The sequence below is a fragment of the Endozoicomonas sp. SESOKO2 genome (assembly GCF_024606245.1).
GTDB lineage: Bacteria > Pseudomonadota > Gammaproteobacteria > Pseudomonadales > Endozoicomonadaceae > Endozoicomonas_A.
The window spans coordinates 1-1,249 of record NZ_JAHHPQ010000801.1 but is presented as its reverse complement, the minus strand read 5'-3'; the positions used below and the strand labels follow the sequence as shown (position 1 = coordinate 1,249).

Here is a 1,249-nt window from a genome sequence, read left to right as displayed (position 1 = left end):
GTGGAACTCATGATCAGGTTGCCAACATTGAAGGCTCACGAGGCGGTGATTACAAGGGAATAAAACTTCACGCTATACGTATGCCGGGCTTTGTAGCATCTCAGGAAGTGATCCTGGGCGACAGTGGTCAATATCTGACCATCCGTCATGATTCCATTGAACGCACGAGCTATATGCCTGGCATTCTTATGGCCAGTGAGTACATTCATGACAAGGCTGAATTGGTTTATGGGCTGGAACATATTCTCTGATCAGAAAGAATGAAGTGATTAACAGATGACATTATCAAAACCTTCGGTAAAATCAGACTTGTCGGCAGTCTGATTCACGCTTTATGCCCGCTATGAGTATCCTGCATAAGACAGCCATAGCGAATAAACAACCATGGCGAATAAAATGCGGCAAGAATCGGACTGCAGTATATGCTTACCCTATATGAATCGCAGTAAGAGCTGAACTCTCGACTTGAATACCCAGATCCAGGCAACACCGACAAAAAATGCAGGTAGGACCTGCCAGTTTCTCCTAGAACCGGACGATCCACGTCGATTCGCAGAGCTCTGCGGACAATTCAATCAGCACCTGAAACAAATAGAACAGCGCCTTGGCGTTGATATTCGTTATCGTGGCAACCAGTTCACGGTCAGGGGTGAAGATCGAAATGCCCAGGCGGCTTCTGAGATTCTCAAGCGTCTCTACAGGGAGACCGGAAAAACGGGACACCTGACGGCTGAGACAGTGCACCTCTACCTCCAAGAGTCTGCGGTTGAATGGATCCACGAACCCAGGTCCGACAACCTGATCGCTCTGCGAACCCGCAAGGGTACAGTCACCCCAAGGGGTGAGAACCAGCAGAAATATGTTCGCTCCATCCTTACTCACGATATCAATTTCGGTATTGGCCCGGCGGGCACCGGCAAGACCTATCTGGCTGTTGCAGCCGCCGTCCAGGCCCTGGAAGACGAAGAAATACGTCGAATCCTGTTGGTCAGGCCTGCTGTCGAAGCCGGCGAAAAGCTGGGTTTCCTGCCGGGTGACCTGTCTCAAAAGATCGATCCTTATCTTCGCCCACTCTACGATGCACTCTATGAAATGCTCGGCTTTGAACGAGTAGACAAGCTGATCGAGAAAAATGTGATCGAAGTTGCACCCCTCGCTTACATGCGTGGTCGCACCCTTAACAACTCATACATTATTCTTGATGAAGCCCAGAACACGACGCCGGAACAGATGAAAATGTTCCTGACCC

At 49.8% G+C, this 1,249-nt stretch carries 2 protein-coding genes; both read left to right on the top strand.

Annotated features, from left to right (window positions below; all coding sequences use genetic code 11):
- Positions 1 to 251, top strand: a 251-nt coding sequence (locus KDK17_RS18875) for a dihydrodipicolinate reductase C-terminal domain-containing protein (protein WP_306671334.1), incomplete at its 5' end; no start/stop codon positions are given.
- Between the two features lie 214 nt (positions 252 to 465).
- Positions 466 to 1,249 (top strand): PhoH family protein (locus KDK17_RS18870; protein WP_257288805.1); only part of this gene is annotated, 784 nt, incomplete at its 3' end.